Origin of the sequence: Bacillus sp. GMa5/1, assembly GCF_050172015.1 — a bacterium.
Lineage (GTDB): Bacteria > Bacillota > Bacilli > Bacillales > Bacillaceae_G > Bacillus_A > Bacillus_A cereus.
The window spans coordinates 19434-39278 of sequence record NZ_JBNLYC010000036.1 but is presented as its reverse complement, the minus strand read 5'-3'; the positions used below and the strand labels follow the sequence as shown (position 1 = coordinate 39278).

The following is a 19845-nucleotide window of genomic DNA, read 5'->3' as shown; positions in this document are numbered from 1 at the left end:
TCCAGGAGGCGGAACGGGAACAGACAACGGAACCGGAGGAAACCCAGGAGGCGGAACGGGAACAGACAACGGGACCGGAGGAAATCCAGGAGGCGAAACGGGAACAGATAACGGTAAAGTTACTGAAAGTACAACGAATCAAGTTGTACATCAAAAAGCAGAAGTATTAACAAAAAATATATCTAGTGTATTAATTAAAGAAGCAGTAGATACAGTCGAAAGTTATCAAGGTTTAATGAGCCTTTACGAAATGTATTATGGGATTGATTTAAGAACGAAAGATGTAGGTCCTAAGTTAGAAGAGGGAAGTTTAGATGCAATTGCGACGGATCAATCTTTGTACTACGTATTAAATAAACAAAGTTTAATTGATTTAATTTCAAATCTTGTTTCATCAAGTATTACTACAGAAATAAAGCAAGATATGTCAGGTTTAAAACAAAAAATAAACTCTTATCAACAATCTATTACTAGTGCGGATCAAAATTCTATGCTACTAGCGGAGAAATTAAATGGAACGACGCAACAAGCAACTAGTATGAATGAAAATTTAGGAGAGTATTTAAAAGGTTTAGCGAAATGGCGTGAGAATAGTTTAAAGCTAGTTGAAGAGCAGCAAGTATTAACAACAAATCATGCTGGTGAGCAAACAGCTATTTTATCGTTAGATTCTGGTATTAAATCATTAATGATGCAAAGTCAGTCATTGGTCGAAAGTTCGAAGCATAGTTTAGCAACTTCAGACGATGTATATAAAACATTTGATCAAATTAATGGACAAGCAAAAGAAATTCAAGACAGCGGAACGACAATTGTTTCAAAAGCTGATTTATTATTAAATGACTTTACGAAGAAAATGGAAGATGATAAATCATTCTCCAAAAACTTTACGAAAATTTTAGCGAATAGCCGTATTGGAGATCGTCAAAATGAGATGCTATATGACTTTTTAGCTAGTCCAGTTCAAAAGCAAAATGATGGAGTAATTGCAGCAGGTAATGCTTTTACACCGTACTTAATTGTATTAACTTGTTTCATTGTTGCATTATTTACAGCATACGCAATTGCGAATCAAGAAAAGAAACGAATGCAATCAGATCATTTTGAAGAGAAATTCTCATTAATTGATATGAATGTACCAACTACAGTAGTAGCTTTCGGTATATCAATTGTGGAAGGGATTAGTATAGGTATCATTTCTGGGCGTCTTTTAAAGTTCGGTCAGGATCAAAGTTTACTATGGATTGCGTTCATCACATTTATTATGATGGCGTTTGTATTGGTCTCAACCTACTTATTACGACAAATAAAAATGGTAGGTATGTTTATACTATTAGTATTTTTAAGCATGTACCTATTTTTAACTGAGGCAGTTGGAAGTAAAGTAGATCAAATGTCTTCTGTCGGAAAGATACGTCAATTCTCACCGCTTCAGTATATAGAAAGTTTTCTAAATGATTTTATTAGTGGTAAAGATACTGGGAAAGTTATTTTTGTCGTATTGTTTGTAATTGCCATTATTGGATTGGTTAGTAATCTATTTGTATGGCATAAGAAATGGGAGGAAAAAGAAGTAAATGATCAAACAATGGAGCATAGTGGCTAAGTTATCATTTCTCTCTATCCTTTTACTGTTTGTCGCGCTACCGATAAGGAGCGCGGCTGACAGTTATCTTGGTGATGATGGGAAGATTAAGTTTAAAGTGGATCGACTTGAAGAAAGCGACCAAGAAAAAAATAAAAAGGAACATAAGGAAACAGAATTAGATAAAGCATCGATTGAGTTATTTAACAAAGATATAGAAGAAGAAATTGAGAAAAAGAAAAAGAAAGAACAAAAAGATATGGAAGCTTTGCGAGATTCTCTTTTTACAAAACCAAAAGAGAATAATAGTGTTAAAGATACGAAAAATAGTTTGTTTAGCAGTGAATACATTGTCAGAAAAAGTGCAGATGAAGTAGCGAGTAATGAAACAATGAATGAAGAGCCAATTAGTATAACAATAATATTATTATTTGGCGGCGGCATTCTACTTATTTGCATCGGTATTTATACGGTTCTTCGTAAAAGTTGGAGGTAAAGCGATGGCAATACAAACACATATCAATGTGACAGTAGATTTTAGTAAATGGAATGGAAATACATATGATTTGCGTATTCCGAATCATCAATCTATTAAATATTTATTAAAAAACTTATTAGATACGCTAAAGATTGATAATCATGAAGGTTCACATTTTGTAATTAAAGTGAAAAATAAGTCAATTGTTTTAACAGATAATGATCGTTTAATTGATCACCAAATAACAGATGGAGATATTTTGCAAGTTTTATAAAGAATATTTTTTACTTTTAGTTATTTGAAAATAAGTTATTACGGGTTATAAAGAAAAGGAGAAGAGGATAAACATGACGGAAAAAATAATTCAAATTGATGCAATGAACTATCAATTTCAAATAGAAAAAGAAAATTGGAAATTGGAGATGACCAAATCTCAAACACGTATAAAAGACTTCCGTCAATTCGATATAATTACGGGCGAATCATCTGAATTTGTACCATTAACAATAGAAGAAACGGATGATATGTTTACGTTTCTATATCAAGTAGATAAAAAATTATATAAGTGGGACGATCTTAGCCGTTTTGGAAGAAATGAGAAATTAAGACTACTTCGGAATGTTGCGCAGTTTCGTAAATATTTAAATAAACGAATCACGTTCTTTTTACATCCAGACAATATAGTTTTTAATGCTAATTTAATACCAAGTATTATACATAGAGGAATTCGAGATATTGTTCCGCCAACCCCGTTATTAGAAGAGCAATTTTTAACACAATATAAGTGTCTAATTATTGCTTTATTCTCCCAAAAACATAACTTTGATGATTTGTATGCTGGGTTACTAAAAGATGCAAAAGAAACAACATTTGAACAGACCGTTGCTCAAATGGAAAGCTTAGATGCATTACTGCAGTTTCTTGATGACAGCTTTGAGAAGGAACAAACAAAAACAGAAAAAAATATGCAGTTAGTACCTAAAAAAAGCTATAAATCATTTAAATACTTAGCTTTTTCCTTCATAGCGGCGACAGTTATTTTAGCTGCTCCTTTAATATATTTCACTTTTATAAAATTTCCTTATCAAAATAAATTGTTAGAAGCAAATGCAAGTTTCATAGCAACTGATTATGACAAAGTCATTACGCAATTGAATGAAGAGGAGTTTGAATCATTACCGATTGCATCTAAATATGAGTTAGCATTTGCATACATTACAGCTGAAAAACTAGGTGAAGCTCAAAAGAAATCGATTATGAAAAACATTAGTTTGAAAAGTGATGAAAAGTATTTGCTGTATTGGATGTATAACGGAAAAGGTAATTTTGATAAATCATTAGATTTAGCTAAGACACTTGATGATCCTCAGCTTATTATGTACGGCCTTGTTAAACAAATTGAATCACTGAAAAATAATCCGGATTTATCAGGGGAAGAACGTGATCAAAAGTTAAAAACATATGAGCAACAATTAGATGAATATAAAAAGAAATATGGCAATTCATCAAACGATAAAAATTTGTCGGACACAGAGAAAAAAGAGTAAGCACTTGATGAGACAGTTGAAAAGGAGCAGTGAACACGGATGGAGCAACTATTAGTATTGACTTATGGAGACAAAATATATAAGTGCACATTACATCCAAATGAGCAATCAATAGTGTCGATTGGAAAAGAGTGGACAAATGATATTACGAATCCAAGTTTAGAACAAGAAGTAGAGTTAAAGTGGAATAATGAAGTAAATGCTTGGATGGTACAGGATCAATTAATAGAATTCAATAAGGAAATTGAGATTGGGAAAACAAGAGATGTGAGCTTGAAAATCTTTATATCTATTGTTGGCACAACTAAAGTGTTTGATATTGGAACGAAACATTCTCTTACAGTGAGTCAAAACGATTACGATGATATTTCTATTACCGGGACTAGTGTAGATTTAATGCTATCTCGCGAAACGTTGTACGATTCTTTTAAAGTGAACGTGTATGGCGGGGATGTATTTCATAATTATACGAAGTTAAAAGATAGCGTTATGTTGGAATCAGGAGACGTATTATATTTTGATGGTATTTTATTGGAGATTGGTAGTGAAGACATTCAAGTACTTTCTTCAGAAGATAAAGTGAAATCTGCGTTACCTATTTTAGTAGAATCAGAAACGAATTATCAAAGTGGTTATCCAGACTATCATCGTTCACCACGTATTATTTACCGTGAACCAGAAGAGAAAATGACAATTGCAAAGCCTTCAAGTATGCCATCAAAACCAACGGAGCATTTAGCAAGAATCATTGCACCTTCACTTGTCATGATTGTCGTAACTGTATTACTTGCTATTTTCATGAAATATGGAATGTTTATTATCGCATCGATTGCGATGACATTAGTAACAATCATTGTTTCTGTCACATCGTATATTAAAAATTTGAAGCAATATAAAGTCGACATTGTTGAACGAGATAAAAGCTATAGAGAGTATATAAAACAAAAAACGAAAGATTTACATGCAGAAAGTGAAAAACAGCGTCACGCATTACATTATCACAATCCAAATGTAGAAGTAATACGTAATATGGCAGTTCAAGTAAATCCTAGAATTTATGAAAAAACAATGTTACATCATGATTTCTTAACATTTAGCGTTGGAACAGGACAAGCTAATACGAGTTTTGAAATTCAATTTAATGAAGAAGAGTTTAGTCAAACGAAAGATGAATTAATCGATATAGCACGTGAACTAAGACAGCGTTATCTATCATTGGAAGATGTACCAGTTGTAACAGATTTAATGAATGGACCAGTCGGTTATATTGGCCAACGCTCTTTAGTGTTAGAGCAATTACAATTATTAGTTGCACAAACGGCTTTATTCCATAGTTATTATGACTTGCAGTTTATTACTATTTTTCCGGAAGAAGAAAAAGAAAAATGGGATTGGATGCGCTGGTTACCTCATGGAAGTGTTCGCGATATAAATGTACGTGGATTTGTATACCATGATCGTAGCCGTGATCAAGTGTTAAATAGTTTGTATCAAATATTGAAAGAACGAAAATTAAAACTAGATGAAAAAAGTTCTACTAATGAAAAAATGTACTTTGCACCGCACTATGTCGTTCTCATTACAGATGAAAAACTAATATTAGACCATGTTGTTATGGAATTCTTTAATGATGATCCGAGTCAATTAGGTGTATCACTTGTATTTGTGCAAGATGTTATGCAAAGTTTACCGGAGCATGTGAAAACGGTAATAGATATAAGAGATGCAAAACAAGGGAACATCATCTTAGAGCAAGGAGAGCTTGTTAACCGTCAATTTAAACTAAATCACGTACCGAAAGGGTTTAATTTAGAAGATATTTCACGGGCATTAGCACCATTAAATCATTTGCAAAACTTAAAAAATAGTATTCCAGAAAGCGTAACATTTTTAGAAATGTACGGCGTTGAAAAAGTAAAAGAACTGAATATCACAAGTCGTTGGGAGAAAAATGCAGCGCATAAATCTTTAGCTGTACCACTTGGATTACGTGGTAAAGAAGATATCGTAAACTTAAACTTACACGAAAAAGCACACGGACCACACGGATTAATAGCAGGTACAACAGGTTCAGGTAAATCGGAAATTATACAATCGTATATTTTATCTCTAGCAGTCAATTTTCACCCGTACGAAGTAGCCTTTTTACTAATTGACTATAAAGGCGGCGGAATGGCGAATTTATTCAAAAACTTACCGCATTTATTAGGAACAATTACGAACTTAGATGGAGCACAAAGTATGAGAGCGCTCGCATCAATTAAAGCTGAATTACAAAAAAGACAACGATTATTTGGCGAAAATGATGTAAACCATATTAATCAGTATCAAAAACTGTATAAAGAAGGCTTAGTAAGTGAACCGATGCCACATCTATTTTTAATTAGTGATGAATTCGCGGAACTGAAGTCAGAACAACCAGAATTTATGAAAGAGTTAGTTTCAACAGCGCGTATCGGTCGTTCACTCGGAATTCATTTAATATTAGCTACGCAAAAACCAAGTGGTGTTGTAGATGATCAAATTTGGAGTAACTCGAAATTCAAACTAGCACTAAAAGTTCAAAATACGTCAGATAGTAATGAAATTTTAAAAACACCAGATGCTGCTGAAATTACATTACCAGGACGTGCTTACTTACAAGTTGGGAATAATGAAATTTATGAACTATTCCAATCAGCTTGGAGCGGAGCAGACTATGTAGAAAACAAAGAGGATAAAGAACATTTAGACGCAACAATCTATGCAATAAATGATCTAGGACAATATGAAATATTAAGTGAAGATTTAAGTGGACTTGGTAGCAGTAAAGAAGTAATAAGCGTACCATCTGAACTGGATGCTGTTATTGACTACATTCACGATTACGCAGAAATAAATGAAATTGAAGCATTAGCAAGACCGTGGTTACCACCACTTCCAGAAAGCGTATATTTACAAGACTTACATGCTATTCAGTTCAAAGAAGCATGGACGAAAGAAAAGAAACCATTACAAGCAACAATTGGCCTACTAGATCAGCCTGAATTACAATCACAAACACCATTAACACTAGATATTAGTAAAGACGGACACGTAGCGGTCTTCTCAAGTCCAGGCTACGGAAAATCAACATTCTTACAATCAGTCATTATGGATGTAGCTCGTCAGCATAGTCCGGAGCATTTGCATGTGTATTTATTAGACTTCGGAACAAATGGCTTAATGCCATTAAAATCCTTACCGCATGTGGCAGACATCATTACATTAGACCAAGTTGAAAAATGCGAGAAATTTCTTCGTCGCATAGAAGACCTATTAAAAGATAGAAAGCAATTGCTAAGTAAATATGGTGTTGCGAGTCTTGAAATGTATGAGAGAGCTAGTAAAGAAGTATTACCAACAATATTAATTACGTTAGATAACTATGATGCTGTTAGAGAAGCTGGATTTGTCGAAGACTTTGAACGCATTATTGCACAAATTGTACGTGAAGGGGCAGCAGTAGGAATTCATTTAATGCTTACGGCTACACGTCAAAATGCATTGAGAGTACAAGTAAATACAAATATTAAACTACAAATTGCGCTATATATGATAGATGAGGCAGAATCTAGAGCTATTGTAGGAAGAACAGAGCTGAAAATTGAAGAATTAGCAGGCCGTGGTTTAGTTAAAATTGACGAACCAACAATCTTCCAAACAGCTTTACCGACAAATGGAGAAGATGTCCTTACTCGAATTGAAAATATACAAGCTGAAGGAAAAGAGATGGATTCCTTCTGGGATGGAGAAAGACCGAAAGCAATTCCTATGGTACCTGAAGTTCTGGAATACAAGGAATTCATTGCATGGCCAGAAACAAGAAAAATTATTGAAGCAGGCAAACTAACATTTGGTGTAGAGACAGAAAACGTTACGCCTCTCGAATTAGATTTAACGGAAGCGTCTAATATTGTTGTAGGGGGAATTAAGAAAGATGAAGTTGAAAATGTAGTTCATCAATTCCTTCAACAGTTAGCAGACAGTGGACACTTTGACCTAGGTTTAATTGATACAAGAACACGAAATTTCTCAAACTATAGAGAGAGCGCTGCTTTATATGTAGCTGAAAAAACAGGAATTGAGAAAACGATTAAACAAGTTACAAACGCTTATAAATCGAGAGAAGCGGCGTTTAAAGAGGAGCAGGAAGCATCAAGTGAAACAGTGAACCCGGCAGAATTTATTAAGAAATTTAAGCCGATTGTAATCGTAATTGCAGATGTAAATGATATTTTAAGTAATTTAGAAGATAGCGATATATATAGTTTAGCGGAATTAATAACAAATGGTGCATTTATGGGCATCCACTTCGTAATTGGCTGTGATGTTGATTCAATTGACAGTCGATACGACTTAGTTTCAAAAACAATAAAAACGCAATCTCATGTTATTTTACTTAGAAAATCATCAGGCCAAATGGTCTTCGATGTATCTAATAAAGATTTAAGTAGTACAAAATTAAATCCATTTGAAGGGTATTTTGTTGAAAATCGTTTTGCTACTAGAATTAAAGTGCCAACTATTTAAGGGGGGATTTGCATGGGGATAGAGGAATTAAATAGTCAAAAATCTGGTTTATTAAGTAGTATAAGTCATCAACAAGGGCAATTGGCTGAACTACAAATGAAACTAAGAAGGCTAATAACTGCTAAGGGGAAATTTGTAAATAATCTTGAAGCAATTAAACAAAATCAAGAGCAGTTTAAGTCCTTAGAAATAAACGAGAGTAGTTGGAAAGGGCAAAGAGCAACTACTTTTAAAGAAACGTATGAACAACAAGTCATTTCGAATTTAGGGAAATTTATCGGAGAACTAGGGAGAGTGCAAGAAGACATCGATCAAGCCATACGGCGGCTTGAAAGAGAAATCGCTACATGTGAGTCTAGTATTCTTTCTCTAAGTAGAAGTGTTTCAATGGTTGACGCTAGTATTCAAGTAGAAGTACAGAAGGCGGGGAAATGATAAATGGGGGAAATTAAATTAAATAAAGGGGTATTTGATGCGAAAGTAAGTGATTTGAAAAGTGGTGCTAGTGATTTAGGTAAGACTAAATTTAATGGTATGCAGTTACATCGTACGAATTTAAGTAAACTGAAAAAATATTGTGAAGCGATTGAAAAGTTATCGAAAAAAGTGCAGCAATATGAACAAATACTACAAAAGGATATTAGTAGCATTCAGCAAACAGGACAAGAAATGGTTCAGCAAGATGAAAAGCTGGGAAAAGATTTGAAAGACAGTTCAGCTCACCGTGCTATGTAAAGGGATAGGAGGGAGAAAATATGAGCAAAATCATAGAGTTACAAGAAGTAAAAGAACTGCAAGAGCGGTTTAATTCAAGTGCTGAAGAGTTAAATCAACATTTGGAAACATTGCAACAAAAAATAGAGGACTTTACACAAATTAACTCTTTTCAAGGGAAAGCTGCTGATACTATTAAGAATCATTTATCTACAGTTCATGGAGCTGTTATCACGGGATTTACAGTTACAACGGAAATGTTAAAAAATCAATTTCAAAAAGCAATAGAGGAGTTTAACAGTGAGGTTGACAGTGATGCAGATGCAAAAATTCATGGAAGTTATTTGGATGATGTAAAGAAAAAAGTTAATGGATATAGTGAAGGGTTTAGCTACTCTAATGAAGAGGCGAAAAAAACAGTAGGTACGATTAGTGACATCGTCGCAATTCAATATCCATCATCATCAAGCATCACTGAAGGCGCTGTAAAAAGCCAAAAAGAAATTAGTGATACATTAGAAAAATTAGAGACTTATAACAGTAAGCAAAGTGACCTGCAAGAGTTTGATGAATTAATGCGTAAGATAGATGAGGGAATGAAGCAAATAAAAGTGAATAATGGGAATTTGTCTATCGCTTCAATAGGGAAACTTATATCTAGCGTGGCAATTGGAAATATCATTAAGGTAATGGCAGATACAATGACCAAATTCGACATTAGTGTTAAGGGAACTAAGGCTCTTTTAGCTTCCTATATACGCATGCATTATGTTAAAAAGAATTATGCTTTAGACGTCCTTTTTGATCCTAAAGGTCGAAAAGGGAAAGGAGTATATGAACTATCGACATTAAAGAAAGAAGATTTGGTTAAAGTAGCAAAAATCCTTACAATGGATAATAATGATGATGTTTTAGTTCGATTTATCAAGAATAAATTAGAATTTGAATTTGGTAATTTAAAAACAACAAATTCACAAATAAAAAAAGCAAGAAAAACTATTTTAAAATTACCAGAGTTTCAAAGTTATCAAGATTTCCACGTTGATTGGGAGAAGAAAGGATTGCCTACTGCAATTGGGGAGAGAGGATTGAGTGCATTTAAGACTGCTTATGCAGACGGTTTAAAGGATTTACATCCTGGGAAATGGAAAGAAATGTTTAAAGGTATGGGGAAACCGGCCACAGTATTAAAAGGAGCAGGTATTTTTGGGGCTGTTGTGTCAGTCGGAGGGAATGTTGTAGACGCTACTAAAGATGATGGTTGGCAGTTACATGATGTAGCTGATATAGCAACAGATTCAGCTGTAGATATTGGAGCAAATGCTGGAGCGATGGCAGCTGGAGCTGTAGCAGGATCGTTTTTCCTTCCGCCGCTTGGAACTGTGGTTGGAGCTGGTGTTGCCGTAGGACTTACATGGGCAATTAATAAAAAATGGTCTTTTTTAGGAGGAGAAGACAATGCAATTGATCTTGCTAAAAAAGGAGTTAAAAAAGTAACACACAAACTTGGATCTATATTTTGGTAATAAGACTACAAGAAAGGTGCATATAGGTAATGTGGAATATAAAAGAAGAAGATTTAGATAAATTTCGGATGACATGTAAACGTCGATTAAGTCCTGAAGGTGCTTTTGGATTTATGATAGGAACAATAGTGTTTGTTTCAATAATGATGTTTTTTCTTATTGGTACTTTAGTAACGTTTGGTTGGGACTATTATACTACTTTCTTTGAGAAAACAATCGTTAGAATGGAACTTGTGCTATATAGCTTGCAAATAATTTTTTTAATTCTATATTCATTTCCAAAAGCTCGATTTAAATTTCAAAAGTTACAAACATTTGTTGTATTATTATATGCATTTCAATTAGGTACGATATTATTCACGGCTCTAATTCTTCCTGGAATGTCTGATTATACAGTTGATCGAATTACATTAGTATATGTAGGTTTCTTATTTTTAGGAGCAGTGATTATTCATATTGTGACAACGATTGATACGTTTAAACAGGCAAGTGAAGGTGCGTTTAGTATGAATGAAAGATCCACTTCCTTTTTTAGTAAAACAAAAGGAACTATGATGAAAGTGGCTTCAATATACGCATTAATCCTACTTATTTTAATTTATTTTCATAATGATTATACGTTTGACACTTTTATTGGATATGTAATAGGTACTGTTTTAATGTATACAGTAGCTATAGGTGCAGCTGAATTTCAGCTATTAGCGTATTGTAGGTTTAAATTCCCTTCATTTAACATATCATGGGAACAACATAAAAGAGAGACTCCAAGATATCAAAAGAAAAATAAAAAAGGTAAATCAAAACGTAAGGCGTAAAGGAAATGAGTATAGTAGATTTAAATGTTCGTCATTTACTATAATGTGGAAGGAATATGAAGGAGAGCGTAAGTGACATTTGAAGAAACATAAAAAATATAGCCAAGAGAAAGTATAGTAAAAGGAGTAGTTATTATGAAAATTCAATATAAAGCATTATCACTTTTAAATTTAATTAGTATTACTCAAATTGTAAAAAAAGAAGATTGGTTATTACCTGCTATCGCACTGAGAAATCAAGTTGTTCATAATGGAATATATGCAGTAGGTCCTGTTCTTTTTAAATATCAGCCATTGGAAAATGAACCAGAGTACGGTGAATATACGTATTCTGTTCCAGTAAATGAGCGTGTTAAATTAGGAGAGAATTCTGCATATGAATACGTTGATGGATTAATTATTGAAGAGGCATTATGTGTTCGATTTACAGATGAAGATGGTGATATTGAGGAGGCTTATAATTTAATACATGAGTTTGCCGAACAGCATCATATTAAATTAGAAAACAGTTTTTATCACGTATGTTTAGATGTATACGGTGACATGTGGCTAGATATTTATGCTCCTATTATAGAAGTAGGTGAAACAATAAAATGATAATAGAAGGACAAAGTATTGCATATACAAATGTAGTTTCGAAAGAGTACTATTTTCATTACGAAGATATGGAAGAAGCAATTGAACATTTTATGTCAGAAATTGCAACAGCGAATTTAACAGTAAAAGGTCCGATGTTTTATGCTTTGAAAAATATACCATCTGATGAAAATATGTACGTTGAATTATTCATGCCAGTAAATGAAGATAAAATTCCAGCATCAGAAACACTTCAATTTAGGAGTTATTATTATGTTGATGAGATGCTCATGAAACGATATACGGGAGATTATGAAAAATTAACAGAGCAGGTATATGGTGAAATGCTTCTGTATATGGAGGATAATAATCTGAATTTAGCCTCGCCAATTTATCATGTGTTTAGCGGTGATGAGTCTTTACAGTATGTTGAAGTGAAGATTGCTGTATTTAATGAAGAATAATATTTTAAGCTTGTGACTTTTAAAATATGGAAATATCATAAAAGAAATAGTTTTGAATAGGATTTGGGGAAATAACATAAATAAAACCTTCTCTTCTCGTTAGAATGAGGAGGTTTTTCGTTCTCAAATCTATATGAAATTAACTTAATATTTCGACACGTGATTTTCAACGGGCTCATTCTATATTGGTAGTAGTTACGTGCTATAGTTCGCTTTGTTGCTAGTTTGAAGGGGAAAGTTTATTCAAAAGTCAATTTGTAAAGAGTGGAAGGTGTTATTTTGATTAAGGATCGGAATGTTTCAGAAACAGAGCAAAGTTTTTTTCAAAGGACAATAGTATCTATCTATCAAGCGTTAGAATTTATAATGAAATATACAATGATTCTAATAATAATAATGTCAATATTTGTGATAATTGCTGCTGTTTATTTTAAAATATATGAGGGTATAGGGGCGGGTGTATCCCTCTTAATTTCGTCATTATTTGCATATTTGGTGTTTTTTAAGAAAAGTAAAAATGCCTAAATTAATAGCAAAAATACAAAGATTAACAACTATAATACGTTATTTGAAGAGGGAAAGTTTTGAATATGGCATGAATGTATAACAGTAAGAAAACCTTCTCTTTTCGTTAAAATGAGAAGGTTTTTATTTTTAATCTACATGATTTAAGTGAATGTAGTTAAGGGTGGGACAATTGGATGTGGAATATAAAAGAAAAAGATTTAGATGAATTTAAAATAACATGTAGAAATCGTTTAAGTCCTGAGGCTGCTGTAGGTTTTATGCTAGGTTCAATCATATACACCTCATTAATCATGTTAGGTGTAATTTATGGTTTGGTGAAATTTGGTTGGTCCGTATATCCTAGTTTACTAGAGGAAACAATTATTAAAATAGAGTTATGTTTGTATAGCTTACAAATCATTTTTCTTATTGTATATTTATTTCCCAAAGCCCGTTTTAAATTTCAAAAGTTACAAGCTATAGTTATATTGTTATATGCACTTCAACTTGCGACTATAGGATTTGTAACAGTAGTTGTTTCGAGTATTTTTGGTTATTCAAATGATCGTATTACATTGACTTATGTAGCCTTATTATTGTTAGGAGCTTTTATTATTCATATTTTTACAACGATTAATACCTTTAAGCAAGCTAGCGAAGGCGCATTTAGTAAGTGGGAAAATTCAGTTTCATTTTTTAGTAAGACAAAAGATTTTTTAATGATTGCCTCTATATTATGTGTATTAACTCTCTTAATCTTAATTTATATTAATAATGATTATACGATGGAGCAAATAGGTTGGTATTCTGTATTGACCCTTATACTATACACGGTAGCCATAGGTGCAGCTGAGTTCCAGTTATTAGCCTATTGCAGATTTAAATTTCCATCATTTTATATTTCGTGGGAGGAACATGAAAGAGAGCGTCAGAAAAGACTAAAGCTTTATGAAGGGAAGGAAAAAAAGAAAACTAAAGAAATAAAATAAGTTTTGCGTCGAAATGGGGAAAGATGAATGCTTAAAATAAAGGAAGAAGATTTAGGTTTTTTTCAAATTACAAATAAAAACCGATTAAGTCCGGATTATATAAGAATCTTTTATGGGGGAGTTTTTGCATATACTTCTATACCCATGCTTATTATGTTTTTAATTCTTTTGCTAAATGGTGATAAGATTTCTTTAACTCCTTTTGAGAAGATGGTTGTACAAACTGAAGTGAAATTGTATATTTTGGAGTTCGTTTTTTTAATGTTATTCATGTCTAAAAAAATTGCTTTTAAATTACAGAAACTCCAAACCATTGTGACTGTATTTTATTCTTTTCAGTTAGCAACATTACCATTTATGGCTATGGTGGTGGAAGAAATCTTTGATTTTCCATGTGATAATAAAACACTGGTTTATGTTGGTTTAATACTATTAGGTGCAATCTGTACTCACATTGTAGTAACGATCGATGTTTTTAGAAAAGCAAAGCATGGAGGATATAAATTAGAAGGACCGGCTGTCTCATTTTTTACTAACACGAAATTATATTTATTGATTGGAATAACGATCGGTGTAATAGTTCTACTTGTATTAATTTTTTTAAACCTTAATTATACATTTGATGAAATGGCAATTTATGTGACACAAACAATAATATTATATATATTCGCTGTAGTATCAGCAGAATTCGTCCTATTGGTGTATTGTCGCTTTAAATTTCCATCATTTAATATTACGTGGGAACAACATGAAAAGGAACGCCAAGAATTTATAGCAAATAGAAAAAGAATAAGAGAGAAAGAACAAAAGCGAAACAAAAACTGAAATGAAAGTTATAAATGATACTCGTAAACTTATATTGAAGATAGAATGAATACATTATTCATAAATTAACTAGTAAAGGGAGGAATGTAAGATCTTGAATAAAGATTCTAAAGCCGTAAAAAAAGAAAAAGGTTTTTTTGAAGGTGTAATAGCACCTATTATTGTTGGGATTATATTTATCTTTTTAATTCTATATAAAGTAGCAGAGTTTCTGGGGAAGTGGATTGTTATCTTTGGAATAATATTTTTTATTGGTAGTATATTTCTTTGCATATATCTAGAAGAATATGGAGGAGTGTTGGGCGGTGGGACAGGGTTAATATCGATGTTATTGTTATATTTTATGTTTATTAGAAAAAGTAAAAAAGGCTAGTTTAATATGAAATACCAAAACATTTATTTACTCCTAGTTTGTTTAAAAATATAGAGTTATTACATGATTTTAGAAAAGGTGGTGTAATTATATGTGGAATATAAAAGAAAAAGATTTAGATGAATTTAAAATAACATGTAGAAATCGCTTAAGCCCAGAAGACTCTGTGGGGTTTATGTTTGGAGGAATAGTTTATAGTTCATTATTCATGCTTTTTATTTTGGTAGCATTAATTAAGATTGGCTGGGGTTACTATCCGACTCTCTTTGACAAAATAATTGTTAGTATTGAATTAGTGTTATATGGTTTGCAAGTAATCTTTTTCATTCTATATCTAATTCCAAAAGCTCGTTTCAAATATCAAAAGTTGCAAGCATTTGTGATATTATTATTTGCATTTCAGCTAGGAACTATAGGATTCACATTATTTATACTTCCAGCAATTTCGAATTATTCAATTGATCAAATTACATTATTGTATGTGGGTTTATTGTTTCTAGGAGCAGTTTTTGTTCATCTGGTGACAACGATTGATACCTTTAAACAAGCAGAGAGTGGAGCATTTAGTATGGATGAAAGAGCAACTTCATTTTTTAGTAAAACAAAAGGCAATGCAATGATTGGTGTTACGATATATGTACTAGTCCTTCTTATTTTAATTTATTTTCATAATAATTATGAAACAGGGGTTTTAGTGGGGTATATGGCAGGAACTCTTGTAATGTACGCAGTAGCCATAGGTGCAGCAGAGTTCCAATTATTAGCCTATTGTAGATTTAAATTTCCATCATTTTATATTTCGTGGGAGGAGCATGAAAGGGAACGTCAGGAAAGACTAAAGCTTTATGAAGAGCAGGAAAAAAAGCAAGCCAAAGAAATAAAATAAGTTTTGATTTCTGAAAATTCGAATAGAATATATAAGCAATTAAGGATTGTATATAAATCAATGCTATTAAAAATTAAAGCATCTTCAATATAATCTGTACGAGTAAGTAAATATCAGTAAGTAAAGGTGAGATGTATTACTTTCCAAAAAGGAACATAATGAACTTAAAAATGCCTAGAGAAATCAACGGGGTGTCAGTATGAAGTTAAAGAAGAAAGCCAAGATGATGATAGTTCTGTCAATAATAGCAAGTTTATTAAGTGGATGTGGTTTTGGAGAGACGAATATAGAGTATGAGAGATTAGTAAAGGCATTGGATGAAGAGGACATGAGTACGGTAATGTCTGCGAGTGATGATGGATATGCTTATGTGACTCAAAGAGGTATTTATAGTACGTTTGAGCAAAAAGAAGATGGAGAGCACAGTAAGACAATTCGTCAAACTACGGAAGGTGTATATAATACAAAAGATAAAAGTTTATATGGAGAGGCGATACAAACAGTTGCGACTGATATAGAAAAAGACAAGGGGAAAAGGACAAATGAAAATTATAAAAAAGAAACTATTTATAGTACTCATGTTAAGTATGAAAATGGACAGGTGAAAAGTTCGGATTCAAATCTAGATGTTTCATACGTAAACTTAATTGTAGATCGTTTAAATGGGATAGGGAAACTAAAGATGAAGCCCGAGAATGATATAAAAAAGTTTGATCAGCCTAATTCAGTCGGATATCGACTAACTGAATCTGAATTTAAAGATATTATTAATAATAAATTAAAGATACAATACGATGAATTTGATGGAGCAACAATCGTATTGCACCTGGATGCCCCAAATAATCCAAAACAAATTTTGCAAATGAGGATAGATATAGATTTTAAAGAAAAGAATGAGGATGGAAAATTAATAGAAAATATGTTCCAAATAATAACGTATTTTAATAGAAAACAGGATAATAACCAAGATGCGAGACAGGAATATTTAAAATACAAGGCGCAGTACAACAAAAGAGATAGTTAAGAGTGGCAATGAAAATAAAAAGGTATAAAATCAGTGACTAAGAAAATTGAATCTTTATTTTGGTAATATACTATAGTTCGGGGAAAGGTGGAGTTAACAAATGTGGAACATAAAAGAAGAAGATTTAGATGAATTTAAAATAACATGTAGAAATCGTTTAAGTCCAGAACGCTCCATGGTGTTTATACTTGGCGCAACTGTTTATAGTTCATTATTCATGCTTTTTATTTTTGGAGCATTAGTTAAATTTGGCTGGGGTTATTATCCAAATCTCTTTGACAAAATAATTGTTTGTATTGAATTGGTTTTATATACCTTGCAAGTAATCTTTTTAATTCTATATCTATTTCCAAAAGTTCGTTTTAAATGTCAAAAGTTGCAAGCGCTTGTGATATTATTATGTACATTTCAGCTGGGAACTATAGGATTCACATTGTTTATACTTCCAGCAATTTCAAATTATTCGATTAATCAAATTACATTATTGTATGTGGGTTTATTGTTTCTAGGAGCAGTTTTTGTTCATCTGGTGACCACAATTGATACCTTTAAACAAGCAGAGAGTGGAGCATTTAGTATGGATGAAAGGGCAGCTTCATTTTTTAGTAAAACAAAAAACAACTTACTGATTGGCGTTACGGTATATGCACTAATCCTTCTTATTTTAGTTTATTTTCATAATGATTATGAAACAGAGATATTAGTAGGGTATATAGCAGGAACTCTTGTAATGTACGCGGTAGCCATAGGTGCAGCAGAGTTCCAATTATTAGTCTATTGTAGATTTAAGTTTCCGTCATTTTATATTTCGTGGGAGGAGCACGAAAAGGAACGTCAGAAAAGACTAAAGCTTTATGAAGAGCAGGAAAAAAAGCAAGCCAAAGAAATAAAATAAGTTTTGGTTTCTGAAAATTCGAATAGAATATATAAACAATTAAGGCTTGTATAAAAATCGATGCTATTAAAAATTAAAGTATCTTCAATATAATCTGTATGAGTTAATAAATACCGGTAAGTAAAGGTGAACTATATTACTATCAAAATGGGAATGTAATGAACCTAAAAATGCCTAGAGAAATCAGCGGGGTGTCAGTATGAAGTTAAAGAAGAAAGCTAGGATGATGATAGTTCTGTTAATAGTATCAAGTTTATTAAGTGGATGTGGTTTTGGGGAGACGAAGATAGAGTATGAGCCATTTGTCAAAGCTTTGGATGAAGGTGACATGAAAAAGGTTATGTCTGCGAGTGATGATGGATATGCGTATGTGAAACAAAGAGGTATATATAGTACATATGAGCAAAAGGAAGATGGAGAGCATAGTAAAACAATCTATCAAACTTCGAAAGGCATATATAATACGAAAGATAAAAGTTTATATGGAAATACAACACAAGAAATTACCTCGGAAGTATATAATAAAAATTATAAAGAAGAAGTTAATTATAGTACAAATATTATGTATAAAAATGAAAAGGTGCAAAGTCCGGATTCAAATCTAGATGTTTCATATGTGAACTTAATTGTAGATCGTTTAAAAGGGATAGGGAAACTAAAGATGAAGCCCGGGGATGATATAAAAAAGTTTGATCAGCCTAGTACTGTTGGATACAAACTAACTGAATTAGAGTTTCAGAGTATCATTAATGATAAGTTGAAAATACAATATGATGAATATGATGGTGGATCAATCGCATTGCATATTGATTCTAAAAATGGTTCAAAGCAGATATTGGAAGTAAGTATTGTAATAAATTATAAGAAAAGAAATGATGAAGGCAAGTTAGTAAAATACATATCACAAATACATACATCTTTTGATAGTCACCAAGGTAATAACCAAGATGCGAAACAGGAATATATTGATTTTAAAGCAAAGTATAATAAGACGCAGTAATATTTAGAAGGGCATTTGTACGTAAAGATAATAGCGACATAAGTGTGATAAATGTTTCATAAATATAGTGGAAAGAATTTGAGGATAAACGCCCCAATTGCTGGAGTAGATGCAACAACTGGGGCGTTTATCTGTCTAAATTTAGCTTGAATACATGACATGTTTTAGTTAGGGGCACGGCTTTACAAGTAGTTTCTCCATCTTCATAATAACGGTGTGAGTTATTTTGTAATTTGCTTGTATTACTAAGTTACGACTATTTCCTCTTATAGAGTTACTTCTTATTATCGATACATCGTCCACATTCCAATGTCTTTAAATCCTAGTCGTTTATAAATTCGTCCAGCAACTGGATTGTTATAAAATAAACAAAGTGTTCGGCTTTCTTTCGTAAAGTCTTGAATCATTTTTTGTAATATGAGTGAAGCAAATCCATTTCCACGATAATTCGGGTGTGTACATACACCAACTACCATAGCGGATAATGAATTTTCAGCGGAAGTAGAGGTGGATGCGATGATCACGCCGTCTTTTTCAATATAGTATGTGCGTCCTGTATTCGTTTCGATAGCCTGCCTTAATATTTTCTCTGATTCATTGGTAGTCGGAAATTCAGCAATGTCACTTCGTAATTTCATAATTCGTTCTATATCATCGAGTGACGCAAGTTTAATCGTTTCATGAATAGGCGTGTCAGGTAAGTTGTTGTCATTTAGACATTCACAAAAATACATTTCATTTTTGACGCCTAATTGTAGACTTGGAGCAGTTTCAAACTTTTCTACAATGGTTGACTTACCAGAGAGTTTAAGTGGCTTATATGCGGAAAGAAGTGCCTCATAATCAGTGGTAACAAAGTCTTCTTTACTATATGGTATAAATGAATCGTGGAATCGGAGTAAAATTGATTTTAATGTTCCATTCTCTTTAAATACTCCCCATAATTCTTGAAAATCTGTGTCATAACCGAAAGCTTCAATATCTCCAATAATAAACAAGTTAATGGCTGCTTCTTCTTTTAGGTAAGCGAATACTTGTTCATGATCTTTCTTTGTTAATTTTCGCATCATAACGAATCGACCTCTTTTTT

19 protein-coding genes and 1 pseudogene are annotated in these 19845 nt (G+C 32.4%); 19 read left to right on the top strand and 1 reads right to left on the bottom strand.

Features of this window, described 5'->3' with window-relative positions:
- The 19 genes and pseudogenes from ACQGSG_RS11630 to ACQGSG_RS11540 all read left to right on the top strand — a co-directional run.
- Positions 1-1606, top strand: a pseudogene (locus ACQGSG_RS11630) (type VII secretion protein EsaA); the annotation flags it as partial.
- The gene (gene essA, locus ACQGSG_RS11625; protein ID WP_000595655.1) at positions 1578-2081 is read left to right on the top strand and encodes a type VII secretion protein EssA; all 504 of its coding nucleotides are present in this window, start codon (positions 1578-1580) and stop codon (positions 2079-2081) included. The pseudogene ACQGSG_RS11630 and the gene essA, both read left to right, overlap by 29 nt.
- A 4-nt stretch (positions 2082-2085) precedes the next feature.
- Positions 2086-2337: an EsaB/YukD family protein gene (locus ACQGSG_RS11620; RefSeq protein WP_001007571.1), complete on the top strand. Its 252-nt coding sequence runs from the start codon at positions 2086-2088 to the stop codon at positions 2335-2337.
- A 73-nt stretch (positions 2338-2410) separates the two neighbouring features.
- A complete protein-coding gene (gene essB, locus ACQGSG_RS11615; RefSeq protein WP_000136611.1) occupies positions 2411-3610 on the top strand; it encodes a type VII secretion protein EssB in 1200 nt (399 codons plus the stop codon).
- A gap of 39 nt (positions 3611-3649) precedes the next feature.
- The gene (gene essC / locus ACQGSG_RS11610) at positions 3650-8161 is read left to right on the top strand and encodes a type VII secretion protein EssC (protein WP_061139414.1); all 4512 of its coding nucleotides are present in this window, start codon (positions 3650-3652) and stop codon (positions 8159-8161) included.
- 12 nt (positions 8162-8173) lie between these two features.
- On the top strand, positions 8174-8596 hold the full coding sequence (locus ACQGSG_RS11605) for a YwqH-like family protein (protein ID WP_000510565.1): 423 nt from the start codon (positions 8174-8176) through the stop codon (positions 8594-8596).
- A 3-nt stretch (positions 8597-8599) separates the two neighbouring features.
- The gene (locus tag ACQGSG_RS11600; protein ID WP_000503887.1) at positions 8600-8896 is read left to right on the top strand and encodes a TIGR04197 family type VII secretion effector; all 297 of its coding nucleotides are present in this window, start codon (positions 8600-8602) and stop codon (positions 8894-8896) included.
- Positions 8897-8916: 20 nt separating this feature from the next.
- Entirely contained in the window at positions 8917-10401 is a 1485-nt protein-coding gene (locus ACQGSG_RS11595) for a T7SS effector LXG polymorphic toxin (protein WP_044584389.1), read from the top strand.
- 29 nt (positions 10402-10430) lie between these two features.
- Positions 10431-11216: a hypothetical protein gene (locus ACQGSG_RS11590; protein WP_000267114.1), complete on the top strand. Its 786-nt coding sequence runs from the start codon at positions 10431-10433 to the stop codon at positions 11214-11216.
- A 135-nt stretch (positions 11217-11351) separates the two neighbouring features.
- Positions 11352-11813 carry a DUF5085 family protein gene (locus ACQGSG_RS11585; protein ID WP_001990250.1) on the top strand — a complete coding sequence of 154 codons (462 nt, stop codon included), beginning with the start codon at positions 11352-11354 and terminating at the stop codon, positions 11811-11813.
- Complete coding sequence (locus ACQGSG_RS11580) at positions 11810-12256, top strand: DUF5085 family protein (RefSeq protein WP_000582716.1); 447 nt, start codon at positions 11810-11812, stop codon at positions 12254-12256. The genes ACQGSG_RS11585 and ACQGSG_RS11580 overlap by 4 nt, the downstream gene beginning before the upstream one ends.
- Positions 12257-12535: 279 nt before the next feature.
- On the top strand, positions 12536-12781 hold the full coding sequence (locus ACQGSG_RS11575; protein WP_426947343.1) for a hypothetical protein: 246 nt from the start codon (positions 12536-12538) through the stop codon (positions 12779-12781).
- 176 nt (positions 12782-12957) lie between these two features.
- Entirely contained in the window at positions 12958-13752 is a 795-nt protein-coding gene (locus tag ACQGSG_RS11570) for a hypothetical protein (protein WP_000267169.1), read from the top strand.
- A 27-nt stretch (positions 13753-13779) separates the two neighbouring features.
- Positions 13780-14577: a hypothetical protein gene (locus ACQGSG_RS11565; RefSeq protein WP_098481731.1), complete on the top strand. Its 798-nt coding sequence runs from the start codon at positions 13780-13782 to the stop codon at positions 14575-14577.
- A gap of 94 nt (positions 14578-14671) precedes the next feature.
- Positions 14672-14950, top strand: a complete 279-nt coding sequence (locus tag ACQGSG_RS11560) for a hypothetical protein (protein ID WP_030025440.1) — start codon at positions 14672-14674, stop codon at positions 14948-14950.
- A gap of 91 nt (positions 14951-15041) precedes the next feature.
- On the top strand, positions 15042-15836 hold the full coding sequence (locus tag ACQGSG_RS11555) for a hypothetical protein (protein ID WP_030025441.1): 795 nt from the start codon (positions 15042-15044) through the stop codon (positions 15834-15836).
- Positions 15837-16035: 199 nt separating this feature from the next.
- On the top strand, positions 16036-16860 hold the full coding sequence (locus tag ACQGSG_RS11550) for a DUF3952 domain-containing protein (protein WP_174402543.1): 825 nt from the start codon (positions 16036-16038) through the stop codon (positions 16858-16860).
- A 100-nt stretch (positions 16861-16960) separates the two neighbouring features.
- Positions 16961-17755 carry a hypothetical protein gene (locus tag ACQGSG_RS11545; RefSeq protein WP_030025443.1) on the top strand — a complete coding sequence of 265 codons (795 nt, stop codon included), beginning with the start codon at positions 16961-16963 and terminating at the stop codon, positions 17753-17755.
- 199 nt (positions 17756-17954) lie between these two features.
- Entirely contained in the window at positions 17955-18755 is an 801-nt protein-coding gene (locus tag ACQGSG_RS11540; protein ID WP_030025444.1) for a DUF3952 domain-containing protein, read from the top strand.
- Positions 18756-19039: 284 nt separating this feature from the next.
- On the opposite strand, the gene ACQGSG_RS11535 is transcribed toward ACQGSG_RS11540, so the two are convergent.
- The gene (locus tag ACQGSG_RS11535; RefSeq protein WP_030025445.1) at positions 19040-19825 is read right to left on the bottom strand and encodes a GNAT family N-acetyltransferase; all 786 of its coding nucleotides are present in this window, start codon (positions 19823-19825) and stop codon (positions 19040-19042) included.
- Positions 19826-19845 lie beyond the last annotated feature (20 nt).

What these genes read in the sequence shown, in the direction of transcription:
- essA (WP_000595655.1), top strand. Translation starts at nt 1,578, where the DNA reads ATGATCAAACAATGGAGCATAGTGGCTAAGTTATCATTTCTCTCTATC.
- ACQGSG_RS11620 (WP_001007571.1), top strand. Translation starts at nt 2,086, where the DNA reads ATGGCAATACAAACACATATCAATGTGACAGTAGATTTTAGTAAATGG.
- essB (WP_000136611.1), top strand. Translation starts at nt 2,411, where the DNA reads ATGACGGAAAAAATAATTCAAATTGATGCAATGAACTATCAATTTCAA.
- essC (WP_061139414.1), top strand. Translation starts at nt 3,650, where the DNA reads ATGGAGCAACTATTAGTATTGACTTATGGAGACAAAATATATAAGTGC.
- ACQGSG_RS11605 (WP_000510565.1), top strand. Translation starts at nt 8,174, where the DNA reads ATGGGGATAGAGGAATTAAATAGTCAAAAATCTGGTTTATTAAGTAGT.
- ACQGSG_RS11600 (WP_000503887.1), top strand. Translation starts at nt 8,600, where the DNA reads ATGGGGGAAATTAAATTAAATAAAGGGGTATTTGATGCGAAAGTAAGT.
- ACQGSG_RS11595 (WP_044584389.1), top strand. Translation starts at nt 8,917, where the DNA reads ATGAGCAAAATCATAGAGTTACAAGAAGTAAAAGAACTGCAAGAGCGG.
- ACQGSG_RS11590 (WP_000267114.1), top strand. Translation starts at nt 10,431, where the DNA reads ATGTGGAATATAAAAGAAGAAGATTTAGATAAATTTCGGATGACATGT.
- ACQGSG_RS11585 (WP_001990250.1), top strand. Translation starts at nt 11,352, where the DNA reads ATGAAAATTCAATATAAAGCATTATCACTTTTAAATTTAATTAGTATT.
- ACQGSG_RS11580 (WP_000582716.1), top strand. Translation starts at nt 11,810, where the DNA reads ATGATAATAGAAGGACAAAGTATTGCATATACAAATGTAGTTTCGAAA.
- ACQGSG_RS11570 (WP_000267169.1), top strand. Translation starts at nt 12,958, where the DNA reads ATGTGGAATATAAAAGAAAAAGATTTAGATGAATTTAAAATAACATGT.
- ACQGSG_RS11565 (WP_098481731.1), top strand. Translation starts at nt 13,780, where the DNA reads ATGCTTAAAATAAAGGAAGAAGATTTAGGTTTTTTTCAAATTACAAAT.
- ACQGSG_RS11555 (WP_030025441.1), top strand. Translation starts at nt 15,042, where the DNA reads ATGTGGAATATAAAAGAAAAAGATTTAGATGAATTTAAAATAACATGT.
- ACQGSG_RS11550 (WP_174402543.1), top strand. Translation starts at nt 16,036, where the DNA reads ATGAAGTTAAAGAAGAAAGCCAAGATGATGATAGTTCTGTCAATAATA.
- ACQGSG_RS11545 (WP_030025443.1), top strand. Translation starts at nt 16,961, where the DNA reads ATGTGGAACATAAAAGAAGAAGATTTAGATGAATTTAAAATAACATGT.
- ACQGSG_RS11540 (WP_030025444.1), top strand. Translation starts at nt 17,955, where the DNA reads ATGAAGTTAAAGAAGAAAGCTAGGATGATGATAGTTCTGTTAATAGTA.
- ACQGSG_RS11535 (WP_030025445.1), bottom strand. Translation starts at nt 19,825, where the DNA reads ATGATGCGAAAATTAACAAAGAAAGATCATGAACAAGTATTCGCTTAC.